Annotated in this window: 4 protein-coding genes; all 4 read right to left on the bottom strand. The window is 49.9% G+C overall.

Going from position 1 to position 2,613, the window contains the following annotated elements; genetic code table 11:
- A partial coding sequence (locus RMSM_RS43215) for a hypothetical protein (protein WP_236622403.1) occupies positions 1 to 370 on the bottom strand: 370 nt, incomplete at its 3' end.
- 100 nt (positions 371 to 470) lie between these two features.
- A complete protein-coding gene (locus RMSM_RS33125; RefSeq protein WP_008708075.1) occupies positions 471 to 1,007 on the bottom strand; it encodes a hypothetical protein in 537 nt (178 codons plus the stop codon).
- A 167-nt stretch (positions 1,008 to 1,174) separates the two neighbouring features.
- Positions 1,175 to 1,978, bottom strand: a complete 804-nt coding sequence (locus RMSM_RS37670; RefSeq protein WP_008708074.1) for a hypothetical protein — start codon at positions 1,976 to 1,978, stop codon at positions 1,175 to 1,177.
- 194 nt (positions 1,979 to 2,172) lie between these two features.
- Positions 2,173 to 2,613 (bottom strand): hypothetical protein (locus RMSM_RS43210; protein WP_008708073.1); only part of this gene is annotated, 441 nt, incomplete at its 5' end.

Raw genomic sequence — 2,613 nt, 5'->3', positions numbered from 1 at the left:
CGAAACACATGTTGGAGATCGCTTGAGTGAGCGCCATCGATTCTAGTGTCACGTCGTCGCTCAAAGAAACGCGATCGCAGAAAGCTTTTGTTTCGTTGAGTATGCTGTCTTCGATCTTTGGGTGCCGTCGGGCGGCGAATGCAGCATGCGAAATCGACGAGATTTTTGTAGTTAGCGACATCGATTGTTGCGTACGCTTTGAATACTCCTCGTGAGATTGAGGGACCGTCTGTTCGCAGAATTTCGCAGCTTCACTGAGGATAAGTTCGCCGAATGGCCCAGGGCAGCGTCTTGCCGCACCTGATGCGTGAGAACGCGATGACTTTAAGGTTGTATTCCAGAAGCTTGCGATATTTAGCTGATCGTTCAACGAGTTGTGCATTGTCTTGATGACGTCCTTGTGTATCCGCGCATGCCCCTTCTGCTATGACCCTGTCGCGTTCGTAACTTGGTTGTTCGTGGTGCCTGGCTTATGAAGTCACCACGTCGTAGTCGCCTGTCTTACTATTCAATTTGTACGTGGCGGAGCTGGGGTAGTCATTTCCAACCTCGTCGAACAGTCGAATGATTTGATCAATTGAAATCTGGAGGAGCGATGTATGCCGCTGTCGATCCGATGCGAACATCACGCCGTCAAGCCGGTCATTGTCGTCAAACACCGGCGAGAAAACAAAACTGTGAACGAATTGGTGGCATACGAACAACACGTCGCGATCCACCGTCGTCGCTTCATCAAAATCGTATAGTTCGTGGAAATGATGCCAATTGAGCAAAGTGATTTCTTTTCCGGTCGTCGGGTATTCGACCAACGGAATAGCCTGCGTCATGGTTGAAGTCGAGAGCTTGTTCGACTCATGAAGTTTTCGAACGGAATAGAATCCGAGCATTAGTACCCGTTCGAGCTTGGCAAAGCTCGACTCGGGCCAACGAGTCTGAGTCTTACGTTTGCGTAGTTCAATTGCCTGCTTTAGCAGGTCGTCTTTCCAGAAGTGCGATTCCCAGATCATCTTGTCATCCGGTCAGGTCGGCGGTTGAGGCAATGTAGGCGACGCCAAGTAGGCGATATGGGTTCAGGCGAATCACGCAGTCGGATGATGTCAGTGATCACGCGACTGCAGCCAAGAGGTCATCCATTTATATCTCACGCGATCGGCAACTCGAATGCATCATCTTGTCATGAATTCGAGTTTGATTTTCGATCCAAAAGCTTTCGCATGCTAGCGGTGAACGTATTAGCGGATTCTTTGGCCTGCATTACTTGGTTTACCAGAAACACTAATACGTTGCGAATATGTTCGGCTTTGTTTAGACATTGTTCGTCACTCTGACCGTGCAATCCTTCGCTGAGAGTAGTATGCAATAGTGAAAGCGGATTCATCCCGTCAGGGCGAAGAATCGGAGGAAGCAAATCTTTAACCAGTGCGATCTTCTCTTGCGCGACAATAGTCTTTTTGGTTGCCGCCAATGCAGTTACGTACGTTTGTTTATCTGCCTCAGGAATTAGGTCTTCAATTTCGTCGAGCAACCGGTCAATGAGTTGTTCGACAATACGCCGGTAATATGCGAACGCTCCAATGCCGTAGCTTTGGGACTCGCAGACAAGGCCCTTCCGATAGTTACTAGCGTGTTGGCCAAGTATCTTGGCGAGACCGGCGTCGACTGCGATCGACCAAGCGGGCCATTGGCCCACTTTGGTAACGGAGTCACAGTCGTCACCGAATCGAAGATAGAACGTCCACAAGAAACTCTTGCACGAGTGGCATATGTATTCTGCACGAACGACTTGGCCATGAGTTGGGCTGTTCCTGTACGCACTGAGTTCGTACCAATCGTTTGTCTGGCGAAACGTTTGAAGTGAGCCACATTTACCGCAAATGCCATTTATCGCAGGAGAGGGGATTTCATCCACTGATGACGGAACCATCATCTCCAGTTTTCGATAGAGCGGGTAGGTTTCGAGAAATTCTTTATTTGGCATCAGCGAGAATCTGTCCTAGATGCATAACGGTTTACTTATTACCACCTGCTGGGTGATGCGTTGTCTTCGGGTGTTATCTCCGGTTACTCAACCCCCGGCGATTATGGGGGAGGAAACACCCCAGGTCAATCCGTTCAGAGGCAGGCACTAGGTAAGAAAGAGGGGCTCTCCTGATCGAATGGTTAGCCGCAGATTTAGGCGTCAGTACAATCATGGAGGCGATAGTAGCTTGTTGCGAAACTCTGGGCGGCATGAATAACACGATCGCTTGCCGCTAATCGCGTGCGTTTGTCTGAGCCTTTGGAAAGCCCGAGGTCAGTCATTGAGTCGTGTAAGACGCATTCTGTTGGATGGGTGGTGTCAAGGTGTAATTGTGCTGTAATTATCATACGGGCGAGAGCACCCGGGTCCCTTGTAGTCGCATTGTCGGGATCAAGAATTGCGAGAACATCCGCGGTATGCGAAATGATCAGATCAAATCGCTTGTCCTGGCGCTCACGCCGTGTTTCTGATTGCGTGCGAAGGCGATCACGTTCGCGACTTGCTTTGTTATTGGACGCGGTAATGTACCACTGGACTACCGCTGCAGTGATTGAAGTGCCCAGCATTCCACAGACGGTAATAAGTGATGCGGT

Source organism: Rhodopirellula maiorica SM1 (assembly GCF_000346295.1).
Lineage (GTDB): Bacteria > Planctomycetota > Planctomycetia > Pirellulales > Pirellulaceae > Novipirellula > Novipirellula maiorica.
This window is presented reverse-complemented; position numbering and strand designations above follow the sequence as displayed.